Annotated in this window: 18 protein-coding genes; 11 read left to right on the forward strand and 7 right to left on the reverse strand. The window is 67.5% G+C overall.

Annotated elements, in window-relative coordinates:
* Positions 1–170: 170 nt before the first annotated feature.
* Together ACQCSZ_RS02765 and ACQCSZ_RS02770 are read right to left on the reverse strand one after the other, a co-directional pair.
* Positions 171–362 (reverse strand): Flp family type IVb pilin, encoded by a 192-nt coding sequence (locus tag ACQCSZ_RS02765; RefSeq protein WP_427006588.1) that lies wholly within the window; start codon positions 360–362, stop codon positions 171–173.
* Positions 363–632: 270 nt separating this feature from the next.
* Positions 633–1,298, reverse strand: coding sequence for a prepilin peptidase (locus ACQCSZ_RS02770; protein WP_427006589.1), 666 nt, complete (start codon positions 1,296–1,298; stop codon positions 633–635).
* 295 nt (positions 1,299–1,593) lie between these two features.
* Here ACQCSZ_RS02770 and rplM point away from each other — a divergent pair, with 295 nt between their 5' ends.
* Both rplM and rpsI read left to right on the forward strand, forming a co-directional pair.
* Positions 1,594–2,037, forward strand: a complete 444-nt coding sequence (gene rplM / locus ACQCSZ_RS02775) for a 50S ribosomal protein L13 (protein WP_211876635.1) — start codon at positions 1,594–1,596, stop codon at positions 2,035–2,037.
* 36 nt (positions 2,038–2,073) lie between these two features.
* A complete protein-coding gene (gene rpsI / locus ACQCSZ_RS02780; RefSeq protein WP_427006590.1) occupies positions 2,074–2,583 on the forward strand; it encodes a 30S ribosomal protein S9 in 510 nt (169 codons plus the stop codon).
* A 148-nt stretch (positions 2,584–2,731) separates the two neighbouring features.
* Here rpsI and ACQCSZ_RS02785 read toward each other — a convergent pair whose 3' ends face one another.
* Positions 2,732–4,681, reverse strand: coding sequence for an ArnT family glycosyltransferase (locus ACQCSZ_RS02785; RefSeq protein WP_427006591.1), 1,950 nt, complete (start codon positions 4,679–4,681; stop codon positions 2,732–2,734).
* Positions 4,678–5,916 (reverse strand): glycosyltransferase, encoded by a 1,239-nt coding sequence (locus ACQCSZ_RS02790; protein ID WP_427006592.1) that lies wholly within the window; start codon positions 5,914–5,916, stop codon positions 4,678–4,680. The genes ACQCSZ_RS02785 and ACQCSZ_RS02790 overlap by 4 nt, the downstream gene beginning before the upstream one ends.
* A 217-nt stretch (positions 5,917–6,133) precedes the next feature.
* On the opposite strand from ACQCSZ_RS02790, the gene glmM reads away from it, so the two are divergent.
* A complete protein-coding gene (glmM, locus tag ACQCSZ_RS02795) occupies positions 6,134–7,495 on the forward strand; it encodes a phosphoglucosamine mutase (RefSeq protein ID WP_427006593.1) in 1,362 nt (453 codons plus the stop codon).
* A 35-nt stretch (positions 7,496–7,530) separates the two neighbouring features.
* Here the strand turns inward: glmM and ACQCSZ_RS02800 are convergent, their stop codons facing one another.
* A complete protein-coding gene (locus ACQCSZ_RS02800) occupies positions 7,531–8,424 on the reverse strand; it encodes a D-alanyl-D-alanine carboxypeptidase family protein (protein ID WP_427006594.1) in 894 nt (297 codons plus the stop codon).
* A gap of 5 nt (positions 8,425–8,429) precedes the next feature.
* Positions 8,430–9,395: a type I pantothenate kinase gene (gene coaA, locus ACQCSZ_RS02805; RefSeq protein ID WP_427006595.1), complete on the reverse strand. Its 966-nt coding sequence runs from the start codon at positions 9,393–9,395 to the stop codon at positions 8,430–8,432.
* Between the two features lie 104 nt (positions 9,396–9,499).
* Between coaA and glmS the strand changes: the two genes are divergently transcribed.
* The 8 genes from glmS (at position 9,500) to ACQCSZ_RS02845 (ending at position 22,345) form a co-directional block, all read left to right on the forward strand.
* The gene (glmS, locus tag ACQCSZ_RS02810; RefSeq protein ID WP_427006596.1) at positions 9,500–11,392 is read left to right on the forward strand and encodes a glutamine--fructose-6-phosphate transaminase (isomerizing); all 1,893 of its coding nucleotides are present in this window, start codon (positions 9,500–9,502) and stop codon (positions 11,390–11,392) included.
* Between the two features lie 4 nt (positions 11,393–11,396).
* Positions 11,397–11,744 (forward strand): holo-ACP synthase, encoded by a 348-nt coding sequence (locus tag ACQCSZ_RS02815; protein ID WP_211876623.1) that lies wholly within the window; start codon positions 11,397–11,399, stop codon positions 11,742–11,744.
* A gap of 92 nt (positions 11,745–11,836) precedes the next feature.
* Positions 11,837–13,363: an NAD(P)H-hydrate epimerase gene (locus tag ACQCSZ_RS02820; protein WP_427008471.1), complete on the forward strand. Its 1,527-nt coding sequence runs from the start codon at positions 11,837–11,839 to the stop codon at positions 13,361–13,363.
* Positions 13,364–13,474: 111 nt separating this feature from the next.
* A complete protein-coding gene (gene glgX / locus ACQCSZ_RS02825; protein ID WP_427006597.1) occupies positions 13,475–15,868 on the forward strand; it encodes a glycogen debranching protein GlgX in 2,394 nt (797 codons plus the stop codon).
* Positions 15,865–18,192 (forward strand): malto-oligosyltrehalose synthase, encoded by a 2,328-nt coding sequence (treY, locus tag ACQCSZ_RS02830; RefSeq protein WP_427006598.1) that lies wholly within the window; start codon positions 15,865–15,867, stop codon positions 18,190–18,192. The genes glgX and treY overlap by 4 nt, the downstream gene beginning before the upstream one ends.
* Before the next feature lie 40 nt (positions 18,193–18,232).
* A complete protein-coding gene (treZ, locus tag ACQCSZ_RS02835; protein ID WP_427006599.1) occupies positions 18,233–20,023 on the forward strand; it encodes a malto-oligosyltrehalose trehalohydrolase in 1,791 nt (596 codons plus the stop codon).
* A 29-nt stretch (positions 20,024–20,052) separates the two neighbouring features.
* A complete protein-coding gene (gene mgrA, locus ACQCSZ_RS02840) occupies positions 20,053–21,108 on the forward strand; it encodes an L-glyceraldehyde 3-phosphate reductase (protein ID WP_427006600.1) in 1,056 nt (351 codons plus the stop codon).
* A gap of 151 nt (positions 21,109–21,259) precedes the next feature.
* Positions 21,260–22,345 carry an inositol-3-phosphate synthase gene (locus tag ACQCSZ_RS02845; protein WP_427006601.1) on the forward strand — a complete coding sequence of 362 codons (1,086 nt, stop codon included), beginning with the start codon at positions 21,260–21,262 and terminating at the stop codon, positions 22,343–22,345.
* Between the two features lie 81 nt (positions 22,346–22,426).
* Here ACQCSZ_RS02845 and ACQCSZ_RS02850 read toward each other — a convergent pair whose 3' ends face one another.
* Positions 22,427–23,050, reverse strand: a complete 624-nt coding sequence (locus ACQCSZ_RS02850) for a MerR family transcriptional regulator (RefSeq protein ID WP_427006602.1) — start codon at positions 23,048–23,050, stop codon at positions 22,427–22,429.
* Between the last annotated feature and the right edge of the window lie 69 nt (positions 23,051–23,119).

A 23,119-nucleotide genomic window follows, 5' to 3' on the forward strand; every position in this document is an offset into this window, starting at 1 on the left:
GGCTGCCCCGCATTTCTTGGGACCTTGCACCTTGAGACCTTGCACAACCCCTCCAACTCAGTCACGGCACCATCGTGTACATCGGAAAAGCCCAGGAGCAGGTGCGACGGCAGCGGGGCTGAAGCCCGAACCACCGCCGCCCCCGCCCCTGGGCTTCGACGCGTATCTTTCTAGAGCCGGCCCGTGATGCCCGTGAAGAGGGTGCCGAGCTGGGTGCCCATCGTGGTGACGATGGTGGCGATGGCGGCGGCGATGAGTGCGACCATGAGGCCGTATTCAACGGCGGTTGCGCCCTTTTCGGATTCGAATTTGTTCTTGACGCCAGAGACAAAAGCAAGCATTGAGACCATGAGACCAGTCATTTTAATTTCCTTTTCCAGAGTGTCGAATAAATGTTACGGAATTCCAGCAAATCTCCGTTTGCTATCCCCTGGAGTTCCGTTGGGACAACAATTGCACGGCGATTAATGGCCCGGCAATGAAACCGGATACTCGACTTTAGATACGGAAAACCGGGGCACCACTTAGGCCAAAATGATGATGTACTCAGTTGGCACCGGGGTGCGGCGACAAACTACTCGTTTTGATCAGCAGTCTTACTAATGCTTCCCGCGCCGGAGCGCCCGGCCGGCCTAGTGCATCAGCACGATGACGGCGAGACCTGCCGCCAGCATCGACGGCCCGTAGGCGACTTCTTTCGGCTTGTTTCCGCGGTTCTTCAGTACAAGGACCACCGAGGCGATGCCGCCCGCAACGAAGCCCAGCGCCCCGCCGTAGAACAGCTGGGACCAACCTAGGTAGCCCAAGTACAGGCCGAGGGGCGCCGCGAGCTTCACATCCCCCATTCCGATGCCATTTCTGCTGGTCAGGGCCAGAATGAGGTACAAAACGAACAATGTTACGGCGCCGGCGACGCCGCGGAGCAGGCTTCCGGCGTCGCCGGCTACTGCCGCGGGGAAGGATAGAAGGAGTAGTCCGGCGCCCAGCAGGGGGAGTACCAGCCGGTTCGGCAGCAGGTGGTGCAGGATGTCGATGCGGGCCAGCTGCACGCCGGTGACGGCCAGGACCAGGTAGGCCGGAAGCTCGGCGGAGGTGCCGAAGCGCCATGCGAGGAGTGCCGAGAGTCCAAAGGCGGCAGCCGCCGTCGTGATTCTCGACGCGGTACCGGACGAAACCGTCAGCCGGGGGAGCAGGCGCGGGAGGAGGAACTCGACGAGCAGGGTGAGGCATAGGCCCAAGGCTGCGATCCCGGCCATGAAAAGCAGGGAAGCGGAGCCGGCGGCGGCGGGATCGGACACAGTTCCTCCAGGGATGCGACGGGCCGGCGGCGGGCAGGATGCATCCGGACACCCCATTTTGACCCAGAGACCCGCCGTCGGCTATTCTTGGTAGTCGTTGTGCGTGTCCTTTCTCGATGATGCGTGCCCGCTTGGGAATCCGGTTGCAGGATGACTACTCAACGTGCACATTCGAGACCCCAGGATGACTGGTTACATAGAGCCCTCACCTCTGTTCCGGTAGCGCATAGATAGTAGGTGCACCCCCGAGTGACGCCTAAAACAAGAACGCCAGAACAAGAACGAGGCAAACACCGTGCGTACGTACACCCCGAAGCCCGGCGATATCAACCGCCAGTGGCACGTCATTGACGCCACAGACGTTGTCCTTGGTCGTCTCGCGAGCCAGACCGCAATCCTGCTGCGCGGCAAGCACAAGGCCACCTTCGCGTCCCACATGGACATGGGCGACTTCGTCATCATCATCAACGCTGAAAAGGTTGCCCTCACCGGCGCCAAGCTGGAGCAGAAGCGCGCATACCGCCACTCCGGCTACCCGGGCGGCCTGACCTCCATGAACTACGCAGAGCTGCTGGAATCCAACCCGGTCCGCGCTGTGGAGAAGGCCATCAAGGGCATGCTGCCCAAGAACTCCCTCGCTGCACAGCAGCTGGGCAAGCTGAAGGTTTACCGGGGTGCCGAGCACCCCCACGCCGCCCAGCAGCCCAAGACTTTTGAAATCACCCAGGTCGCCCAGTAGTCCTGGCCACCAACCAACTTTTAATCAAGGAGAATCGTGGCTCAGAACGAAGAACTGACCACCGAGGCCGTCGTGGCTGAGGACAACCTGACCAGCTACACCTCGGAAAGCGGTCCTGCGGAAGCAGAAGCGCCCAAGAAGGAACGCCCGGCCCTGACCGTCGCCGGCGCAGCAGTTGGCCGCCGCAAGGAAGCCGTCGCACGTGTTCGCATTGTGCCCGGCACCGGCAAGTGGACCATCAACGGACGCGAGCTGGCGAACTACTTCCCGAACAAGCTGCACCAGCAGGACGTCAACGAGCCCTTCAAGATCCTCGATCTTGACGGCGCCTACGACGTCATTGCCCGCATCCACGGTGGCGGCATTTCCGGCCAGGCCGGCGCCCTGCGCCTCGGCATCGCCCGTTCACTGAACGAGATCGACACCGAGAACAACCGCGCGACCCTGAAGAAGGCCGGTTACCTCCGCCGTGACGCACGCGTCATCGAGCGCAAGAAGGCCGGCCTCAAGAAGGCCCGTAAGGCTCAGCAGTACTCCAAGCGCTAAGAAGCGCCTTCCCAACAGGCGGCCGCTGGCGCGGCCGCCTGTTGGGCCCCGCGGCGCTTTCCAGCGCCCGGATCCCCAAGCGCTAAACCCGCTTACCCGGAAGCCCGTCCCGCCATCTGGCGGGACGGGCTTCCGTCGTTTTCTGCGCCTACTTCTTGGCCAGTTGGAAGTAGTCTGCACTGTCGATGCGCTCGGCAGTGAAGCGTTCCCTCACCCACTCGACGATCCGGGCGGACTCGCCCCGGCCTTCCAGGGTCAGCGGCGGCAGATTCTGGATCACGACGGAGCCCACGCGGCCCTGTCCCACGAGGACCTTGAACTGCTCCAGCGTTGGAAACGGGTCCGTGCCGTCGAAGCCTCCGAGCGGCAGCACCGCCCGGCCGGACTCAAGCTGATAATTGGCAGCCGTTTCCGAACCCACAACGGCCGCCGCCCAGGTCGTTGACGGCGGATGACTGCGCAGTCTCTCAAGCAAAAGGGGTGACGGCAGATCCCCATACATGACCGCCAGAATGCTCGGGGGCGAGTCGGGCGCAGCGCGGGTGCGGTCGTCGGTGCGCGTGCCAAGGACACTGGGCCCGGAAACAACGCCGGCCCCCTTATGCGCGTTCAGGACCGTGTCAAGCGACCAGAGAACGGGACCAAGAAACAGTGTGGCAACCAGGAGCCCTCCGGTGACCCGCGCCACTACGGGATTTGGGGCCCGTAGGAGAATTCCGGCGATGACAACACTCCAAATTACCTGCATGGCCTGGGGCAAACCCGGAAAATCCGCCGTCGAACGGGAAACGGTGATAAAGACAAAAATCATGCTCACCGTCAAGGTGACTGCGGCGAAAATGCGGGTGCGGGATTTGTGGAGTCCACCCAGAAAATGCACGAAGGCAACTGCCGCCAGGGCGCACATGGGCGGTACGGCGGTCAGGATGTAGTAGGAGTGCACGATACCTGACATGAAGGCGACCACGGTCACGGCGCTGGCAAACCAGACGCAGCAGAGCAGGAGAAGCGCCCGGGCGGGAGGGGGAGCCTGGCGCCGCCAGACCCACCAGATCCCCAGGCACAGACCCGCCACGGCCAAGGGGAGGAACCACCCGCTCTGTCCGGAGAAATGTGGCTGCAGGAACCGCTGGAAGCCGGCATCGAGCTGATCAGCCGACCCGGCCATGCCGGCGGGCGTTGTTCTGATGGCGTCATCCCCGGTCAGACGGTCCAGTCCGTTGTAACCAAAAGTGAGCTCGATGGCGCTGTTGTTCCGCGAGCCTCCGATGAACGGCCGTTGGGAAGGATCCGTGAACTGGACCAACACGAACCACCACCCGCCGGCCACCACGGCTGTGGCGAGCGCCGCCAGGAGATGCAGAAAGCGTTTGAACGCTGAGGTGCGGGCGAACAGCAAATAGACGAGCGCGATGGACGGCAGAAGCAGCAGGACCTGGAGCTGCTTGGTGAGGAGCGCGGCGCCCGTCAGCAACCCGGCCACGAGCAGCCAGCGAAGTTGGCCGCGCTCTATGGATTCCAGGGTGCAGTAGGCAATCCCGATCATGAGCAGGGTAAGGAGCGCATCCGGGTTGTTGTAACGGAACATGACCGTGGCGACGGGAATGACGGCCAGGAAGGCTCCGGCAAGGAGCCCGGTGCGGGCATCGAACCGTTTCCGGACCATGCGGTACAGCAGATACACACAGGTGATGCCCATGACGGCTTGCGGGAGGAGGACGCTCCACGGGTTCAGGCCGAACATGCGGACCGACAGCGACATCACCCAGTTACTGAGGGGGGGCTTGTCCACGGTGATCGCATTGCCGGGATCGGACGAGCCGAACAAAAAGGCAGTCCAGTCCTGGGAGCCTGACATCGCTGCCGCGGAATAGTACGAGTTGGCCCACCCGTTGCGGTCCAGCCCCCAGGTGTAGAGCAGAGTTGCGAAGGCCAGCAGAACCAACAGCGCGGGCCGTTCCCAGGCCGGATCCGCCGACGGACCCCGCAGGAATCCAGCGACGCGCCGTGGCATCCGCCAGCGGGGTGACGCACGGTAGCCCGCCGTAGCACCGTCGCGCCGCGCTGACTCGCGGGTGCGGGCCGCCGGGGTACTCACAGCGCCGGCTCTTCGACGGGCCGGGGCGCAAGCCCGGCAACGCTGTCATCGTGGCGGCGCACCCTGAACACCCAGAGACGGAGCAGGACGAACCGGAGAAGGGTTGCCAGAATGTTGGCTCCCGTCAGGACCAACAACTCGTGACTGGGAGAGGCATCGGCATTGACGGCGTGGAGAACACCCAGTGCGGACGAAGTGATGGTCCAGGCCAGCAGGAAGACCACGAGTCCTTGGAACTGTTGGGTGAAAAGCCGCACCGGGCCGCTGATGCCAAACGTGAACCGGCGGTTGGCCGCGGTGTTTCCGACTGCGGTCAGAAGCAGCGCCAGGAAATTCGCCGGCTGTGCCCCGAATGGTGGCTGAAGCATCAGATACAGCAAAGCAAAGGCGATGGTGGAGGCCCCGCCGACCAACCCGAACCGGAGCACCTGGCCGAAGAAGCTCGGCCGCCCGGGCGGGATGATGGGCCTGCGGCCCAACTCGGCATATATCGCCTGGACCGGAATGCTCCCCTTCAACAGCGAGCCCGCAACGCGTACCAGGCCACGGAGGTCATCCAACGCGGTCTGCCGGATATTGACTCTGCTGTCAGGGTCGTCGACCCAGTCCACGGGAATCTCGTGGATGCGCAGGCCCGAGCGCTCCGCGATGATCAGCAATTCCGTGTCGAAGAACCAGCCGTTGTCCTCAACATGGGGGAGGAGCCTCTTGGCCACATCGGCGCGGATGGCCTTGAACCCGCATTGGGCGTCCGAAAACTTGACCTGCATGGTCCGCTTGAGGAGGTAGTTGTAGGACCGCGAAATAAACTCGCGCCTCGGACCGCGGCTGACCCGGGAACTCTGCCCAAGCCTGGTTCCGATGGAAATATCCGAATGGCCGGACAGCAGCGGAGCCACCAGCGGCGGCAGCGCGGCGAGATCCGTCGAGAGGTCCACGTCCAGGTAGGCAAGGACTTTGGCGGTGGAGGCGCCCCAAGCATCCCGCAAAGCGAAGCCGCGCCCTTTGACGTCAAGCCTGCGGTAAACCACGTTGGGCAATTGCGCGGCCAGCCGCGTGGCGATAACGGCCGTATTATCGGTGCTGGCATTGTCGGCGATGGTGATTTGCCATGTTGCAGGCATTTCCTGGACCAAGTAATTTTCGAGCGTTCTGATGCTGTTTTCGAGTACCTTTTGTTCGTTAAAGACCGGTACAACGATTTCGAGCGCCAAGCCCCCAGAGCTAGCTGTCATGAACGGAAGCATAAGTGGATATCTAATGGGCACGCGAGGTTTTTTGGAAAAGTAGAGTACTCAAAGGCATAAACCAAGTAGCCGATCAGCGATTTGTGACGGAGCAGGGTCACCTGGCCTGCCCACGCCGGTCATCGGACGGGGATCTGCCGGCCCGGCCCCGTGCGGCAGGGTCGAAGTGCCGGACTTCTCCACCCCGTCGTCTAAACTTGACCCGATGTCTAGATTATTTGGAACAGATGGTGTCCGGGGTTTGGCCAATGGCCTGCTGACCGCCGAACTGGCGTTGCAGCTGGCCCAGGCCGCTGCCGTCGTGCTTGGCCACGCCCGCAATACGGCCGGAACCCGGCCACGAGCCGTGGTGGCCCGTGATCCGCGCGCCAGCGGCGAATTCATTGGCGCCGCGGTTGAAGCCGGGCTGGCCAGCTCCGGGATCGACGTGTACGACGCCGGAGTGCTCCCCACTCCTGCCGCGGCCTACCTGGTGGCAGACCTGGACGCGGACTTTGGCGTGATGATCTCCGCCTCGCACAATCCCGCACCGGACAACGGCATCAAGTTCTTTGCCCGCGGCGGCCAGAAGCTGCCCGACGACGTCGAAAACGCCATCGAAGAACAGATGGGCAAGGAAGCGTTCCGTCCCGTGGGCGGCGAAGTGGGGCGCATCCAGCGCTTCTCCGATGCCGAGGACCGTTACATTGTGCATCTGCTCGGGACGCTCCCGCACCGCCTGGATGGCCTCAAGGTGGTCCTGGACTGCGCCCATGGTGCGGCCAGCGGCTGTTCCCCGCAGGTGTTCAAGGATGCCGGCGCGGACGTGGTGGTCATTGGCGCCGAACCGGACGGCCTGAACATCAACGACGGCGTCGGCTCCACCCACCTGGGTCCGCTCAAGAGCGCCGTCCTGGCGCACGGCGCGGATCTGGGCATCGCGCACGACGGCGACGCCGACCGCTGCCTGGCCGTGGACCACGAAGGCAACGAGGTGGACGGCGATGAAATCATGGCCATCCTCGCAGTGGCGCTGAAGGCCTCGGGCAAGCTTAAGGACGACGTCCTGGTGGCTACGGTGATGAGCAACCTCGGATTGAAGATCGCGCTGCGCGATGCCGGCATCAGCCTGCGCGAGACCGGAGTGGGTGACCGCTACGTCCTGGAGGAAATGCGCGACGGCGGCTTCAACCTGGGCGGCGAGCAGTCCGGCCACGTGATCTTTGCCGACCACGCCACGACGGGCGACGGCGTGCTGACTGGGCTGCAGCTCGCAGCCCAGGTGGCCCTCACCGGGCGGCCCCTCAAGGAGCTCGCCAAGGTGATGACCAAGCTTCCGCAGGTCCTGATCAACGTCAAGGGGGTTGACCGCACCCGCGTGAACGGCGACGAAGCCGTCGCCGCGGCGGTGGCGACTGCCGAAGCCGAGCTGGGCGAGACCGGACGGGTTCTGCTGCGCCCGTCCGGAACCGAACCTGTGGTCCGGGTGATGGTCGAGGCCGCGGACCAGGCCACGGCCCAGGACGTTGCCGAACGCCTGGCGCAGGTTGTGCGGACCGAACTCGCCCTGGCGCTGGTCGCCGACTGACGTAGGGGCCGCGCCGCAACCGCCGCGCCGCAGCCTCAGAGGTACCCCGGCGCTGCTTCCAGGCCGAAGTACTCCTCGAGGGTCGCGATTCCGCGGGTCGCCATGTCCGTTGCCGCCTCCACCCCGATGTAGCGCAGGTGCCACGGCTCGTAGTAGTACCCGGTGGTTTCCTGGAACGTCGAGGGATAGCGGACAATGAAGCCGAAGCGGCGGGCGTTGTCCCGGGCCCAGAGGGCGGCGGGCTGTTCGGCGAAGCAGGGCTGGAAGCTGCAGGCCCCGCCGCCGTCGCCGATGTCGAAGGCCCACCCCGTCTGATGCTCGGAATAGCCCGGCCGGGCGGACGCGGTGTCCGCGTCGGCCTGTCCCCGCGTGTTCACATAGCCCCCATACGTCGCCGTCTGGGTCGCGAAGGAACGGTACCCGCTGGCCAGGGTCAGGACGACGCCGTCTGCCGCCGCCGCCGCGAACAGCCGCTCCGCCGCTGCCGCCGCCGTGCTGTTCAGCAACGCCGCTTCGCCCGAGACGGCCAGGCGCACCGCCGGCCGGACAAGATCGGCCGGGACATAGTCCGCGGGGGAGAGCGGGCGGTGCTTGTTGACCACCACCCAGGGGCTCGCCGGGTCGCTGAGGGAATGCTGTCCGCCCGGCGCCGCGGCCGACGGCGCGGATCCGGCCGGAGTTGCCGGCACCGGCGTCGTGCCTTCGGCGGGCGCCGCCGGTGACGGCGGCACGGTCCCGGCGGCGGCTGGCGGCGTTCCGGCGCCGGGCGACGGCAGTCCGTCCGGTTCGGGGGAGCAGGCGGCCAATGGCACGACGCCGGCGGCAAGGGCGGATCCGGCCATCAGGAGGCGGCTGAAGGCCCTCCGGCTTGGGGCCTCCGGGCGGGGTCCCTGCTCCGCTTCCACGTCACCGCCGCCGTCGTGGCGCATCGGTGTCAGACCTTCCTCAGCAGCATGCGGCGGATGGAATGGTCCGCATCCTTGGTGAGGACCAGCTGCGCGCGGCCCCGGGTGGGAAGGACGTTCTCCTCCAGGTTCGGCTCATTGATGCGCTTCCAGATGTCGCGGGCGGTCTGCTCCGCCTCGGAATCGGACAGCGTGGCATACCGGTGGAAATAGGACTCCGGCTGCGCGAACGCCGTGCTCCGCAGCTTGCGGAAGCGGTCCACGTACCACTCCTCGATATAGGACGTCTTGGCGTCGACATAAATGGAGAAGTCAAAGAAATCACTCAGCGCCAGGCCCTGGCGGCCGTCCTGCCGCGGCCGGGCCGGCGCCAGGACGTTCAGCCCCTCGACGATCAGCACATCGGGGCGGCGCACCACCACTTCCCGGCCGGGGACAATGTCGTACGTCACGTGCGAGTACCACGGGGCACGGACTTCTTCCGCGCCGCTCTTTATTTCGCTCACGAAGCGCAGCAGGGCCCGGCGGTCATACGACTCCGGAAAGCCTTTGCGTTCCAGCAGCTGGCGGCGCTGCAGCTCGGCCAGCGGATACAGGAACCCGTCCGTGGTGATGAGTTCGACGTTGGGGGTGCCCGGCCAGCGCCGGAGCATTTCCCGGAGCACGCGGGCGATGGTCGACTTGCCCACCGCCACGGAGCCGGCCACGCCGATCACGAAGGGCGTGCGCTGGGTCCGCTCGCCGAGGAAGGTGGTGGTGGCCGCGTGCAGCTGGCCCGCTGCCTCCACATAGAGGTGCAGAAGCCGGGAGAGGGGCAGGTAGACCTCGCTGACCTCCTTCATGTCGAGGGGGTCGCCGAGGCCGCGCAGGCGGAGCACATCCTCTTGATTGAGGGGCTGCTCCATCTGGGCGGCGAGCCGGGACCAGGTCTGCCGGTCCAGCTCCACGAACGGGGAGACGCCGTCGCCGTTCGCTTCATTGCGTTGCAAAGTCACCCTAGAGATTCTGCCCTTGACTGGGCCGAGAGCGAAATGGACAGCCCCGTCATGCTGGACTGGTCCTACGTCCCCTGTCCGGGAAACCCGCTAGGCTGGTCTCCATGTGTGGAATCGTTGGATATGTGGGCCACTCAGCTGGCCGGGTAAATACTGGACACAATGCCCTGGACGTTGTCCTGGAAGGACTGCGGCGCCTGGAGTACCGCGGCTACGACTCGGCGGGGATCGCGGTCGTGTCGGACGGGACCATTTCGTCCCGCAAGAAGTCGGGCAAACTGGCCAACCTGATCGCCGAGCTGGAGGCCAACCCGCTGCCTGAAGCGTCGACCGGCATCGGCCACACCCGCTGGGCAACCCACGGCGGCCCCACGGACCAGAACGCGCACCCGCACCTGGCCGACGGCGGCAAGCTGGCGCTGATCCACAACGGCATCATCGAAAACTTTGCCGAACTCAAGCTGGAGCTCGTGGGCAAGGGTGTGACGTTCCTCTCCGAGACGGACACCGAGGTGGCCGCCGCCCTGCTGGCCGACATCTACCGGAACCAGCTCGGCGGCGGGGACTCCGACGGCGGGCTGACCAGGGCCATGCAGCTTGCCTGCCAGCGCCTCGACGGCGCCTTCACCCTGCTCGCCGTGCACGCCGACCAGCCCGACGTCGTCGTGGCTGCCCGCCGGAACTCCCCGCTCGTCGTCGGACTCGGCGACGGCGAGAACTTCCTGGGCTCCGACGTCTCCGGATTCATCGACTACACGCGGCGCGCCGTCGAGCTCGGCCAGGACCAGATCGTCACCATCACCGCCGATTCGGTGGAGATCACGGACTTCTACGGCGCCCCGGCCGAAGGCAAGGAATACCACGTCGACTGGGATCCGGCCTCGGCGGAAAAGGGCGGCTTCCCGTCCTTCATGGAAAAAGAAATCCACGACCAGCCGGACGCGGTGCTCCAGACGCTCCTGGGCCGTTCCGACGTCCACGGCAAGCTGACGCTCGACGAGCTCCGGATCGACCCGCAGCTGCTCAAGAACGCCAACAAGATCATCGTGCTGGCCTGCGGAACCTCCGCGTACGCCGGGCAGGTCGCGAAGTACGCGATCGAGCACTGGTGCCGGATCCCCACCGAGGTGGAGCTCTCGCACGAATTCCGCTACCGGGATCCGATCGTCGACCAGAACACCCTGATCGTCTCGATCTCCCAGTCCGGCGAAACCATGGATACCCTGATGGCTGTCCGCTACGCCAAGGAACAGGGCGCCAAGACGGTCTCGATCTGCAACACCAACGGCTCCACGATCCCGCGCGAATCCGACGCCGTGCTGTACACGCACGCCGGACCGGAGATCGCGGTGGCCTCCACCAAGGCCTTCCTGGCGCAGATCACCGCCGCCTACCTGCTGGGCCTGTACCTGGCGCAGCTGCGGGGGAACAAGTTCCAGGGCGAGATCAAGGACATCCTGGCCGACCTGGGCAAGATCCCGGCCAAGATCCAGCGGATCCTCGACAACGAGGGCCAGATCAAGGAGCTGGGCCGGTCCATGGCCGACGCCAAGTCCGTGCTGTTCCTGGGCCGCCACGTCGGCTTCCCGGTCGCCATGGAAGGCGCGCTCAAGCTCAAGGAGCTCGCCTACATCCACGCCGAAGGCTTCGCCGCCGGTGAGCTCAAGCACGGCCCGATCGCGCTGATCGAAGAGGGCCAGCCGGTCTTCGTGGTGGTCCCGTCACCGCGCGGGCGGGATTCCCTGCACGCCAAGGTGGTCTCCAACATCCAGGAAGTCCGGGCGCGCGGCGCCAAGACCATCGTGATCGCCGAAGAAGGCGACGAGGCCGTCAAGGCGTACGCCGAGCACGTCTTCTACATCCCGGAGACCCCCACGCTCCTGGCCCCGCTGCTCAGCACGGTCCCGCTGCAGATCTTCGCCCTCGCCCTCGCCTCCGCCAAGGGATACGACGTGGACCAGCCGCGCAACCTGGCCAAGAGCGTCACCGTAGAATAGCGCCATGATTGTTGGCATTGGCGTAGACGTCGTAGACATCGAGCGGTTCGGCCGGCAGCTGGAGCGCACCCCCGGGCTGCGCGACCGGCTGTTCGTCCCGGCCGAACGTGACCTGAACACCCGGTCCCTGGCCGCCCGGTTCGCCGCCAAGGAGGCCGTGGCCAAGGTGCTGGGGGCTCCGGCGGGCATGAACTGGCAGGACTGCTGGATCGGGCTGGACCAGAACGGTCCCACGGTCCAGGTCAAGGGGACCGTGCTGGCCGTGGCGGAGTCCAAGGGCGTCAAGCGCTGGCACCTGTCGATGAGCCACGACGGCGGGATCGCCACCGCGACGGTCGTCGCCGAAGGCTGAGAAACGCCGGCTGGGCGCGCCACCACCCCGAACAGAGCCCGCCCGAACAGATCCGGACTTCCCAGCGACCGCACTGAATGGACGGAAAAACCATGATCAGCGCCTACACCGGAACCCAGATACGGGAGGCTGAAAAGCGCGTTCTCGAAGCGGGCCTGGACGCCGGCGCGGACGCTGTCCTCATGCAGCGCGCCGCCTACGGCCTCGCCAACACCGTGATCCGCGAGCTGCGCAGCCGCGGGCAGCGGCTCTACGGCTCCAGCGTCACCGTGCTGGCGGGCAAGGGCAACAACGGCGGCGACGGGCTGTTCGCGGCCGTGCTGCTGGCCGGCCGGGGCATGCGGACGACGGCGGTGCTCACCGGCGGGGACGCCCACGCTGCCGGGCTGGCCGCGTTCCGCAAGGCGGGCGGCCGCGCCGTTGCCCTCACGGCCGGGAACGGCGCGGAGCAGGCGGCGGCCGCGGCCCGCGCCGACGTCGTGATTGATGCCGTCCTGGGGACCGGCGCCCGGGGCGGACTGCGGGGCCCCGCGGCCGACCTGATGGCGGCCCTGGAACGGGCACGCCCCCGGCTGGTGGTTGCCTGCGACATACCGAGCGGGGTGGACGCGGACACCGGGGAAGCACCGGCGCCGGTGCTCACCGCCGACGTGACCGTGACCTTTGGCGCCGCCAAGGCCGGCCTGCTGGCCGACCCGGGGGCGGACTTTGCCGGGCGTGTGCAGGTGCTCCCCATCGGCATCGAGGCCGGTCTTCCGTGGCCGGCCCTGCAGCGGCTGGAGGCCGGGGACCTTGCCGCCCTGCTGCCGCACCCCGGGCGGCGGGCACACAAGTACTCCCGGGGCGTGCTCGGGGTGGTGGCAGGCTCCGCCGCCTATCCGGGCGCCGCCGTGCTGGCCTGCCGGGGAGCCCTCGCCGCCGGCGCGGGCATGGTGCGCTATCTCGGGCCCCCCGACGTCGCCGACCTCGTCCGCCGGTGGTGCCCCGAGATCGTGTGCAGCACCGGAGCGGTGGCCGATGCGCACGTCCAGGCCTGGCTCGTGGGCTCCGGGCTGGACGAATCCGATGAGCAGCAGCTGCAGCGCGCCCGCGACGCCGCAGACTCGGGCCTGCCGACGATTGCCGACGCCGGCGCACTGCCGGCCCTGCCTGAGGTGCTGGCCCCGCAGGTGGTCCTGACGCCCCACGCCGGCGAACTGGCGGCCCTGCTGAAGCGCCTCGGGGTGGAACTGGACCGCCCGGCGGTGGAGGCCGCCACGCTCGGCGCTGTGCGGCGCGCCGCCGGCCTGACCGAAGCCACCGTGCTGCTCAAAGGTGCGACCACCCTCGTGGCCTCCCCTTACCAGGACTTCTACAGCCAGGCCGAAGGTACGCCCTGGCTCGCCACGGCCGGCAGTGGCGACGTCCTGGCCGGAGTCATCGGTGCGCTGCTGGCGCAACTGGGTGCCGACGTCGGGCGCTTCGCTGAACGGGGCATCGATCCCGACGCGAGGTGGGCGGCGATCGCGGCCATGGCGGCCAGCCTGCACGGCCGTGCCGGGGCGCTGGCCTCCGGGGGCGGCCCGGTGACCGCAGGCGCCATCGCCGGCAGCATTCCCGAGGTGATCCGCACGCTGTAGGCAAGCTGTCATCACCGGGTCAACAAGCGGCCGCAAGGCGCCAAAACAGGAATACTAACCCTACTTACCAGTAGTCTGTCTAGAGATTACCGCCACGCACGAGGAGTACTTATGGAAGTCTGGCCCGGATCGGCTTACCCGCTGGGAGCCACTTTTGACGGCACCGGCACCAACTTCGCTTTGTTCAGCGAGCGGGCGGAAAAGGTCGAGCTCTGCCTCCTGGCTGATGACCTGACCGAGACCCTGATCGAGCTGACGGAGGTGGACGGCTATGTGTGGCACTGCTACCTGCCGCAGGTCCAGCCCGGCCAGAAATACGGCTACCGGGTCCACGGACCGTACGAGCCGGAACAGGGCAGCCGTTTCAATGCCAACAAGCTGCTGATGGACCCGTACGCGAAGGCCATCCAGGGCCAGATCGACTGGGACCCGGCGCTCTTTTCGTACAATTTCGGCGACCCCCTGTCACGGAACGACGCGGACTCCGCCCCTCACACCATGCACGGGGTGGTCATCAACCCGTTTTTCGAATGGGACGGTGACCGCCAGCTGCGCATTCCCTACCACCAGTCGGTGATCTACGAGGCCCATGTCAAGGGCCTGACCGAGCTGCACCCGGACATCCCGGAAGAACAACGCGGCACCTACGCCGGGGTGGCGCACCCCGCCGTGGTCGAGCACCTCAAGAAGCTCGGGATCACCGCCATCGAGCTCATGCCCGTCCACCAGTTCATCAACGACGGCACGCTCGTGGAGAAGGGCCTCAACAACTACTGGGGCTACAACACCATCGGCTTCTTCGCGCCGCAGAACACCTACAGCTCCTCCGGCGACGTCGGGCACCAGGTCCAGGAGTTCAAGGCCATGGTCCGGGACCTGCACAGGGCCGGCATCGAGGTGATCCTGGACGTGGTCTACAACCACACCGCGGAGGGCAACCACCTTGGCCCCACGCTGTCCTTCAAGGGCATCGACAACGCCGCGTATTACCGCCTGGTCGATGATGACCTCAAGCACTACATGGACTACACCGGCACCGGAAACTCGCTCAACGTCCGGCACCCCCACTCCCTCCAGCTGCTGATGGACTCCCTGCGGTACTGGGTGACGGAAATGCACGTTGACGGCTTCCGCTTTGACCTCGCCTCCACGCTCGCCCGCGAGTTCTACGACGTCGACAAGCTCTCCACCTTCTTCGAACTCATCCAGCAGGACCCCATCGTCTCCCAGGTCAAACTGATCGCCGAGCCGTGGGACGTCGGACCCGGCGGCTACCAGGTGGGCAATTTCCCGCCGCAGTGGACCGAGTGGAACGGCAAGTACCGGGACACCGTCCGTGACTTCTGGCGCGGCGAACCGTCCACCCTGGGCGAATTCGCCTCGCGCCTGACCGGCTCCGCGGACCTGTACGAGAGCTCGGCCCGGCGACCGGTGGCGTCCATCAACTTCGTCACGGCACACGACGGGTTCACCATGCGCGACCTCGTGTCCTACAACGAGAAGCACAACGACGCCAACGGCGAAGGCAACAACGACGGCGAATCGCACAACCGCTCCTGGAACTGCGGCCAGGAAGGGGACACCGACGACGACACCGTGCTGACCCTCCGCGCCCGCCAGCAGCGCAACTTCATCGCTACGCTGCTGCTGTCGCAGGGGGTGCCGATGCTGCTGCACGGCGACGAACTGGGCCGTACCCAGCAGGGCAACAACAACACCTACTGCCAGGACTCCGAGCTGAGCTGGATCCACTGGGACGCCGTGGACCAGCCGCTGGTGGAGTTCACCGCCGTCGTCAACAAGATCCGCCACGACCACCCGACGTTCCGCCGCAGCCGCTTCTTCGACGGCCGCCCGGTGCGCCGCGGCGAGGGCGAAAAGCTGCCGGACATTGTCTGGCTGACAACGGACGGCACCGAAATGCTGCCCGAGGACTGGGACAGCGGCTTCGGCCGCACGATCGGCGTCTTCTACAACGGGCACGGCATCCAGGAACAGGATGCGCGCGGACGCCGGATCACGGACGACAGCTTCCTGCTCTGTTTCAATGCCCACGACGACAACGTGGACTTCGTGCTGCCGGCCGAAGAGTATTCGCCGTTCTGGGACCTGCTGGTCGACACCGCGGACCAGGCCGACAAGGACGAACCGCTCAAGGCAGGCTCGGTGGTGAAACTGGCGGCCAAGTCCATGGTGGTGCTGCGGGCCTACTCGGGGCCCGAGGTGGAGGTGGACTACTCCGCCGCTGCCTCCCTGGCCGCCATGGCGGAGGCTCTGGAAGACGAGGCATCCGCGGCGGCCGCGGCGGCGGAGGCCGCAAGGGCGGCGGCTGCGGCGGCGGAGGCTGCGGCGGGTTCCGCCACGACGAAAGCCGCCACGACGAAAGCAGCTCGGAAGAAAGCCGCCCCGGAGAAGGCCGCTCGGAAGAAGGCCGCTCCGGAGAACCAGGCCGCGGAGAAACGGGCGGCGAAGGGTCCGGCAGCCCCGAAGGACTCCACATCATGAGGACGCCGGTCTCCACCTACCGGCTGCAGATCCGTCCCGGCTTTACGCTGCAGGACGCCGCGGACACCGTGCCGTACCTGAAGTCGCTGGGCGCGGACTGGGTCTACCTCTCGCCGGTCCTGACGGCCGAGCGGGGCTCGGACCACGGCTACGACGTCACCGATCCCGCCGCCGTCGACCCCGACCGCGGCGGGGCCGAGGGGCTCGCGGCGGTGTCGCGGGCGGCGCGGGAGGCCGGCCTGGGGGTGCTCGTGGACATCGTGCCCAACCACGTCGGCGTCGCGACCCCGGCGCAGAACCCGTGGTGGTGGTCGCTGCTCAAGGAAGGCCGGCAGTCCCGCTACGCCCGGGCGTTCGACGTCGACTGGGACTTTGGCGGCGGCCGCATCCGGATCCCCGTGCTGGGGGAGGACTCGGACCTGGACGCGCTCCAGATCCGGGACGGGGAGCTGCGCTACTACGACCACCGCTTCCCGCTGGCCGACGGCAGCTACACCGCAGGTGACTCCACTGCCGACGCCCCGCGCGAGGTCCACGGCCGGCAGCACTACGAGCTGATCGGCTGGCGGCGGGCTGACAACGAGCTGAACTACCGCCGGTTTTTCGCCGTCAGCACCCTGGCCGGGATCCGGGTGGAGCTCCCGGGGGTCTTCGACGAAGCCCACGCCGAGGTGCTCCGCTGGTTCCGGGAAGGGCTCGTCGACGGGCTGCGGATCGACCACCCGGACGGCCTGGCCGACCCCGCAGGCTACCTGCGCCGCCTGCGGGAGGCCACCGGCGGGGCTTACCTGCTGATCGAGAAGATCCTCGAACCGGGGGAGGTGCTCCCCGCCGGCTTCGACTGCGAGGGGACCACCGGCTACGACGCCCTCGCGGACGTGGACCGGGTCTTCGTCGACGCCGCCGGGCAGGCACCGCTCGATGCGCTCGACGCCGAACTCCGCGGCGGCCGGCCCGCCGACTACGAGGAGATGATCCGCGGAACCAAGCGCAGGATCACCGACGGGACCCTGCATGCGGAGATGCTCCGGCTGGCCCGCCTGGTACCCGCCGGCACGGGCCTGGGCGGTGAACCGGCCGCCGATGCGCTGGCCGAAATCATTGCCGCGTTCCCGGTCTACCGCAGCTACCTGCCGGAAGGCGAAGAGGTCCTCAAGGGGGCCTGCGGACTCGCCGTCCGCCGCCGGCCGGAGCTCGGACCCGCCGTCGGGCTGCTGCTGCCGCTCCTGCTCGACGCTTCTTCGGAGCTGGCGCGCCGCTTCCAGCAGACCTCCGGCATGGTCATGGCCAAGGGGGTGGAGGACACCGCGTTCTTCCGCTACACCCGCCTCGGCACGCTGACCGAAGTGGGCGCCGATCCCACCGAATTCGCGCTCACCCCGGACGGGTTCCACGCCCGGATGGCGCACCGGCAGGCAGCGCTCCCGCTGTCCATGACCACGCTCAGCACCCACGACACGAAACGCAGCGAGGACACCCGGGCCCGGATCTCGGTGCTCGCGGAGCTGGCGCCGGAGTGGACTGCCGCCCTGGGCCGGCTTCGGCGGCTGGCACCGCTGCCCGACGGGCCGCTGGCGAACCTGCTGTGGCAGGCCGTTGCCGGCGTCTGGCCCGCGGACCGGGAACGGCTGCAGTCCTACGCCCGGAAGGCCGCCCGCGAGGCCGGCAACTCGACCAACTGGACGGACCCCGACGCGGCCTTCGAGCAGACCCTGGCGGCCGCCGTCGACGCCGCCTTCGACAACGGCGGGGTGCGCGCGGAACTGGAGGCCCTCGCGGTCCTGCTGGAGCCCTATGGCGCCTCCAACGCGCTGGCGGCCAAGCTGGTGCAGCTGACCATGCCCGGCGTTCCGGACGTCTACCAGGGCACCGAATTCTGGGACCGTTCGCTGACCGATCCGGACAACCGCAGGCAGGTCGACTTCGGCGCGCGCCGCGAGGCCCTGGCCGCGCTCGACGCCGGCGTCCGGCCGGCGTCGTTCCTCGACGAAACGGCCAAGCTGCTGGTGACCTCGCGGGCGCTGCGCCTGCGCCGGGACCGGCCGGAGCTGTTCACCGGCTACGCGGCGGTGCACGCCACGGGCGCCGCGGCAGGGCACCTGCTCGCCTTTGACCGCGGCAGCGCTTCCGCGCCCGGCGCGCTCACGCTGGCGACCCGGCTGCCCCGCGGACTCGAGCAGAAGGGCGGCTGGCAGGACAGCGCCATCGTTCTTGGTGCCGCGATGACGGACGAGCTGACAGGCCGCTCCTTTGGCCCGGGCAAGGTCGACGTCGGGCAGATTCTGGAGACCTACCCGGTCGCCCTGCTGGTACCCGCGGCCTAGGGACTCCTTGAACAACCGACATGGGGAACGGAAAAATGCCATGACCTTGCCAGTACACGGAACCGGACGCTTCGATCTCTGGGCGCCGGACGCCGAGGCAGTGACCCTCCTCGCCGACGGACAGAGGTACCCGATGAGCCGCGCCGGGTCGGCCGGGGACGGGGGAGCCGGAGCCGGCTGGTGGACCGCCGTCGGCGCCCCCGCCGCCGGCGACGTCGACTACGGCTACCTGCTCGACCAGGACCCGACGCCGCTGCCGGATCCGCGGTCCCGGCGCCAGCCCGCGGGCGTCCACTCGCTCTCGCGGACCTTCGACGCCGGCAGCCACCAGTGGGCGGACGGGCAGTGGGCGGGGCGGGAGCTTCGGGGCGCCGTGATCTACGAGCTCCATCTGGGAACCTTCACCCCCGGAGGGACCCTGGACGCGGCCATCGGGAAGCTGGGCTACCTCGCCGGGCTCGGCGTCGATTTCGTCGAGCTGCTGCCGGTCAACGGCTTCAACGGCACCCACAACTGGGGCTACGACGGCGTCGCCTGGTACACGGTCCACGAAGGCTACGGCGGCCCCGCCGCCTACCAGCGCTTCGTGGACGCCGCGCACGCCGCCGGCCTGGGCGTCATCCAGGACGTGGTCTACAACCATCTGGGTCCCAGCGGGAACTACTTGGCCCGCTTCGGGCCGTACCTCAAGTCCGGCGAGGGCAACACCTGGGGGGAGTCCGTCAACCTGGACGGGCCCGGCTCGGACGAGGTGCGCCGCTACATCCTGGACAACGCCGCCATGTGGCTGCGCGAATACCACGTGGACGGCCTGCGCCTGGACGCCGTGCACGCCTTCAAGGACGAGCGGGCGGTCCACCTCCTGGAGGAATTCGGGGCCCTCGCCGACGCCGTCGCCGCGGAAACGGGACGCCCCGCCACATTGATCGCCGAATCGGACCTGAACAACCCGCGCCTGCTCTACCCGCGCGGCGTCAACGGCTACGGCCTCGCCGGGCAGTGGAGCGACGACTTCCACCACGCCGTCCATGTCAACGTCAGCGGCGAGACCACCGGCTACTACGGTGACTTCGGCTCGCTGGGAGCCCTCGCCAAGGTCCTGGCCAGGGGCTTCTTCCACGACGGCAGCTACTCGAGCTTCCGCGGACGGCACCACGGCCGGCCGATCGACGCCGCACTGGTCCACCCCGCCGCCCTCGTGGTCTGCAGCCAGAACCACGACCAGATCGGCAACCGCGCCACCGGAGACCGGCTGTCCGCGTCGCTGGGCTACGGGCCGCTGGCGCTCGCCGCCGTCGCCACCCTGACGTCCCCGTTCACCCCCATGCTGTTCATGGGCGAGGAGTACGGCGCCACCACGCCCTGGCAGTTCTTCACCTCGCACCCTGAACCGGAGCTGGGCAAGGCCACCGCGGACGGCCGGATCAGGGAGTTCGAGCGGATGGGCTGGGATCCCGCCGTCGTGCCCGACCCGCAGGACCCGGACACCTTCACCCGCTCCAAGCTGGACTGGTCCGAAGCCGCCGACGGCGTCCACGCCCGGCTCCTGGAGCTCTACCGGGCACTCATCGCGCTGCGCCGCGCGACGCCGGAGCTCGCCGGACCCGGCTTCGACGGCACCGAGGTGGACTTCAGCGAGGAGGACCGCTGGCTCCTGCTGCGGCGCGGCCCCGTCCAGGTGGCGATGAACTTCTCGCCCGAACCGCGGCGCGTTGCCGTGACCGGGGCACGGCTCGCGCTGGCCACCGACGACGGCGTCCGGCTTGACCCGGGCGGGCCGGCCGGCCTGCTGGACCTTCCCGGCCACAGCGCCGCAATTCTCACCCCGTAACCCTCGCTACCTACGACAGGATAGTACCCATGGCTTATTCCGCAGCAGACACCCGCTACGACTCCATGCCCTACCGCCGGGTGGGACGCAGCGGCCTGAAACTCCCCGCCATCTCCCTGGGCCTGTGGCACAACTTCGGCGATGACAAACCCTTCGAGGTCCAGCGGGCCATCCTGCGCCGCGCCTTCGACCTCGGCGTCAACCACTTCGACCTCGCCAACAACTACGGCCCCCGGGCAGGGTCCGCCGAGACCAACTTCGGCCGGCACCTGCGGGACGATTTCGGGCCCTACCGGGACGAACTCATCATCTCGACCAAGGCCGGCTACGACATGTGGCCGGGCCCGTACGGGGAATGGGGGTCCCGGAAGTACCTGCTCGCGAGCCTGGACCAGTCACTGGACCGGATGGGCCTGGACTACGTGGACATCTTCTACAGCCACCGCCCGGACCCGGAGACGCCGCTGGAGGAGACCATGGGCGCCCTGGATTCGGCTGTCCGCTCCGGCAGGGCCCTGTACGCCGGCATCTCCTCCTACACGCCCGAGCAGACCCTGGAAGCCGCACGGATCCTGAAGGAACTGGGCACGCCGCTGCTGATCCACCAGCCCAGCTACTCCATGCTGAACCGCTGGACCGAAAACGGCACCCCCAACCTCTACGAGGCACTGGAGCAGGTGGGCGCGGGCTCCATCGCGTTCTCCCCGCTGGCGCAGGGCCTGCTCACCGACCGCTACCTCCAGGGCATTCCGGCCGGATCGCGCGCCGACCAGGCGAAATCCCTGGCCGGATCCACCATCACCGAGGAGAGGCTGGACCGGGTGCGCGGCCTCAACCGCATCGCCGAAGGCCGCGGGCAGTCGCTGGCGCAGCTGGCCATCGCCTGGATCCTCCGCGGGCAGCCCAGGGGCTCGTCCGTGACCTCCGCCCTCGTGGGCGCCTCCAGCGTCCGGCAGCTCGAGGACACGCTCGCCGCCATCAACCGGCTCGACTTCTCGGCCGGTGAGCTCACCGCGATCGACGAGTTCGCCGTCGAGTCGGACATCAACCTGTGGGCGCAGCGAGAGCCGGACCCGCTAACGTAACAGAGATCTCGGCCGGGGACGGGAACAAGCGCGGCCGCGGCGGCGTTGACTACAATGCTAGGGTGCCGTACGGCCCCGTGCCCGTCTGCCGCCGTCGCACATCAGAGTGCGTCCCCACCGGGTGCGTGAAGTTTGTTCCTAAAGGAGTTCCGTGTCTTCAAATCCGATTCGTGTTGCAATCGTTGGCGTAGGTAACTGTGCCACTTCGCTGGTCCAGGGCGTCCAGTACTACCGGGATGCCGACCCCCAGGCCACGATCCCGGGTCTGATGCACGTGGAGTTCGGCAAGTACCACGTCAACGACGTTGACTTTGTTGCCGCTTTCGACGTCGACGGCAAGAAGGTGGGCCTGGACCTGTCCGAGGCCATCCTGGCGAGCGAGAACAACACCATCAAGATCGCCGATGTCCCGCCGACCGGCGTCACCGTCCAGCGCGGGCCGACCCTCGACGGGCTCGGCAAGTACTACCTCGAGACCATCGAGCAGTCCGCCGAGGAGCCCGTCGATGTCGTCCAGGTCCTCAAGGACGCCAAGGTCGACGTCATGGTCTGCTACCTGCCCGTCGGGTCGCAGGAAGCCGCCGAGTTCTACGCCCAGTGCGCCATCGACGCCGGCGTGGGCTTCGTCAACGCCCTGCCGGTCTTCATCGCCGGCACCAAGGCCTGGGCGGACAAGTTCACCGCCGCCGGCGTGCCGATCGTGGGCGACGACATCAAGAGCCAGATCGGTGCCACCATCACGCACCGGGTCATGGCCAAGCTCTTCGAAGACCGCGGCGTCACGCTGGACCGCACCTACCAGCTCAATGTCGGCGGCAACATGGACTTCAAGAACATGCTGGAGCGCGACCGCCTCGAGTCCAAGAAGATCTCCAAGACCCAGGCCGTGACCTCCAACGTGGAAGCCGAGATCGCCCCGCGCGACGTCCACATCGGCCCGTCGGACTACGTGCAGTGGCTGGACGACCGCAAGTGGGCCTTCGTGCGCCTCGAGGGCCGCAACTTCGGCGACGCCCCGGTGTCGCTGGAATACAAGCTCGAGGTCTGGGACTCGCCCAACTCCGCCGGCGTGATCATCGACGCCATCCGCGCCGCCAAGATCGGCCTGGACCGCGGCATCGGCGGCCCGCTGCTCTCGGCATCGAGCTACTTCATGAAGTCCCCGCCGGAGCAGTTCAACGACGACCTCGCCCGTGAAAAGGTCGAGGCCTTCATCCGCGGCGACCTGGAGCGCTAACCCCCTTCCGACGCTCCCTCACGTTTCGCGGTGTGGGGGTGGACGCTCCCTCACGTTTCGCGGTGTGGGGGAGCGGCTTCGTTAAGTGCCAGGCTCGTAGCGGCGGATGGCGTGGCTCGCCTGGGCCAGCGCCAGCAGCTTGAGCACCAGCCGGCTGTGCAGATGCATCCCGACGGCGGCGGTCAGGATCAGCTGGTTGACGTCCTCCGGCGCCGTGGTGGCCGAAATGTCCAGGGATCCAATGTCGTCAAGCGCCTTGCTGTAGGCATCCAGCAGCTCGACGGGAACGGGCACGCCGAGGCTTTCCATCAGCGACAGGTGCGCGTTCAAGGCGTTCCGGGCATCGCTGGGTACGTCCGGCCAGTTCCGCAACCGCACGACGGCGTCGCCCGCCTCCGTGCGGATGTCACCGCGGTCGGTACTGACCGCATCCAGGCCCAGCACCGTTCGCTGGACGGCGGCGAGAAGCTCGAGGCGGGGAGCGCCGCAGTCGGCCAGCTGAAGAAGGTTCCGGATCTGCTCAATGTTCAGGCCCGCCACCTTGCGCAGGGCCTGGATCAGTCTGAGGCGGCTCACGTGCCGGTCCGAGTATTGCGCCCGCGTTGCGTGGACGCTCTCCCCGGCCGGCAGGAGGCCCTCGCGCAGGTAGTACTTGATGCTGGCGGCGGAAACTCCGGTCTGCTCGCTTAGTTCCTTGAGCTGCACGGCGCGCCTCCTGGACCGGAACCCTTGGATAGCGGACGCCGCGCCCGCTATCCTGATGTACATTCATTG

This window comes from Pseudarthrobacter sp. H2 (assembly GCF_050157045.1).
Classification (GTDB): domain Bacteria; phylum Actinomycetota; class Actinomycetes; order Actinomycetales; family Micrococcaceae; genus Arthrobacter.

What these genes read in the sequence shown, in the direction of transcription:
- ACQCSZ_RS02765 (WP_427006588.1), bottom strand. Translation starts at nt 362, where the DNA reads ATGACTGGTCTCATGGTCTCAATGCTTGCTTTTGTCTCTGGCGTCAAG.
- ACQCSZ_RS02790 (WP_427006592.1), bottom strand. Translation starts at nt 5,916, where the DNA reads ATGACAGCTAGCTCTGGGGGCTTGGCGCTCGAAATCGTTGTACCGGTC.
- glmM (WP_427006593.1), top strand. Translation starts at nt 6,134, where the DNA reads ATGTCTAGATTATTTGGAACAGATGGTGTCCGGGGTTTGGCCAATGGC.
- ACQCSZ_RS02800 (WP_427006594.1), bottom strand. Translation starts at nt 8,424, where the DNA reads ATGCGCCACGACGGCGGCGGTGACGTGGAAGCGGAGCAGGGACCCCGC.
- glmS (WP_427006596.1), top strand. Translation starts at nt 9,500, where the DNA reads ATGTGTGGAATCGTTGGATATGTGGGCCACTCAGCTGGCCGGGTAAAT.
- ACQCSZ_RS02815 (WP_211876623.1), top strand. Translation starts at nt 11,397, where the DNA reads ATGATTGTTGGCATTGGCGTAGACGTCGTAGACATCGAGCGGTTCGGC.
- ACQCSZ_RS02820 (WP_427008471.1), top strand. Translation starts at nt 11,837, where the DNA reads ATGATCAGCGCCTACACCGGAACCCAGATACGGGAGGCTGAAAAGCGC.
- glgX (WP_427006597.1), top strand. Translation starts at nt 13,475, where the DNA reads ATGGAAGTCTGGCCCGGATCGGCTTACCCGCTGGGAGCCACTTTTGAC.
- treY (WP_427006598.1), top strand. Translation starts at nt 15,865, where the DNA reads ATGAGGACGCCGGTCTCCACCTACCGGCTGCAGATCCGTCCCGGCTTT.
- treZ (WP_427006599.1), top strand. Translation starts at nt 18,233, where the DNA reads ATGACCTTGCCAGTACACGGAACCGGACGCTTCGATCTCTGGGCGCCG.
- mgrA (WP_427006600.1), top strand. Translation starts at nt 20,053, where the DNA reads ATGGCTTATTCCGCAGCAGACACCCGCTACGACTCCATGCCCTACCGC.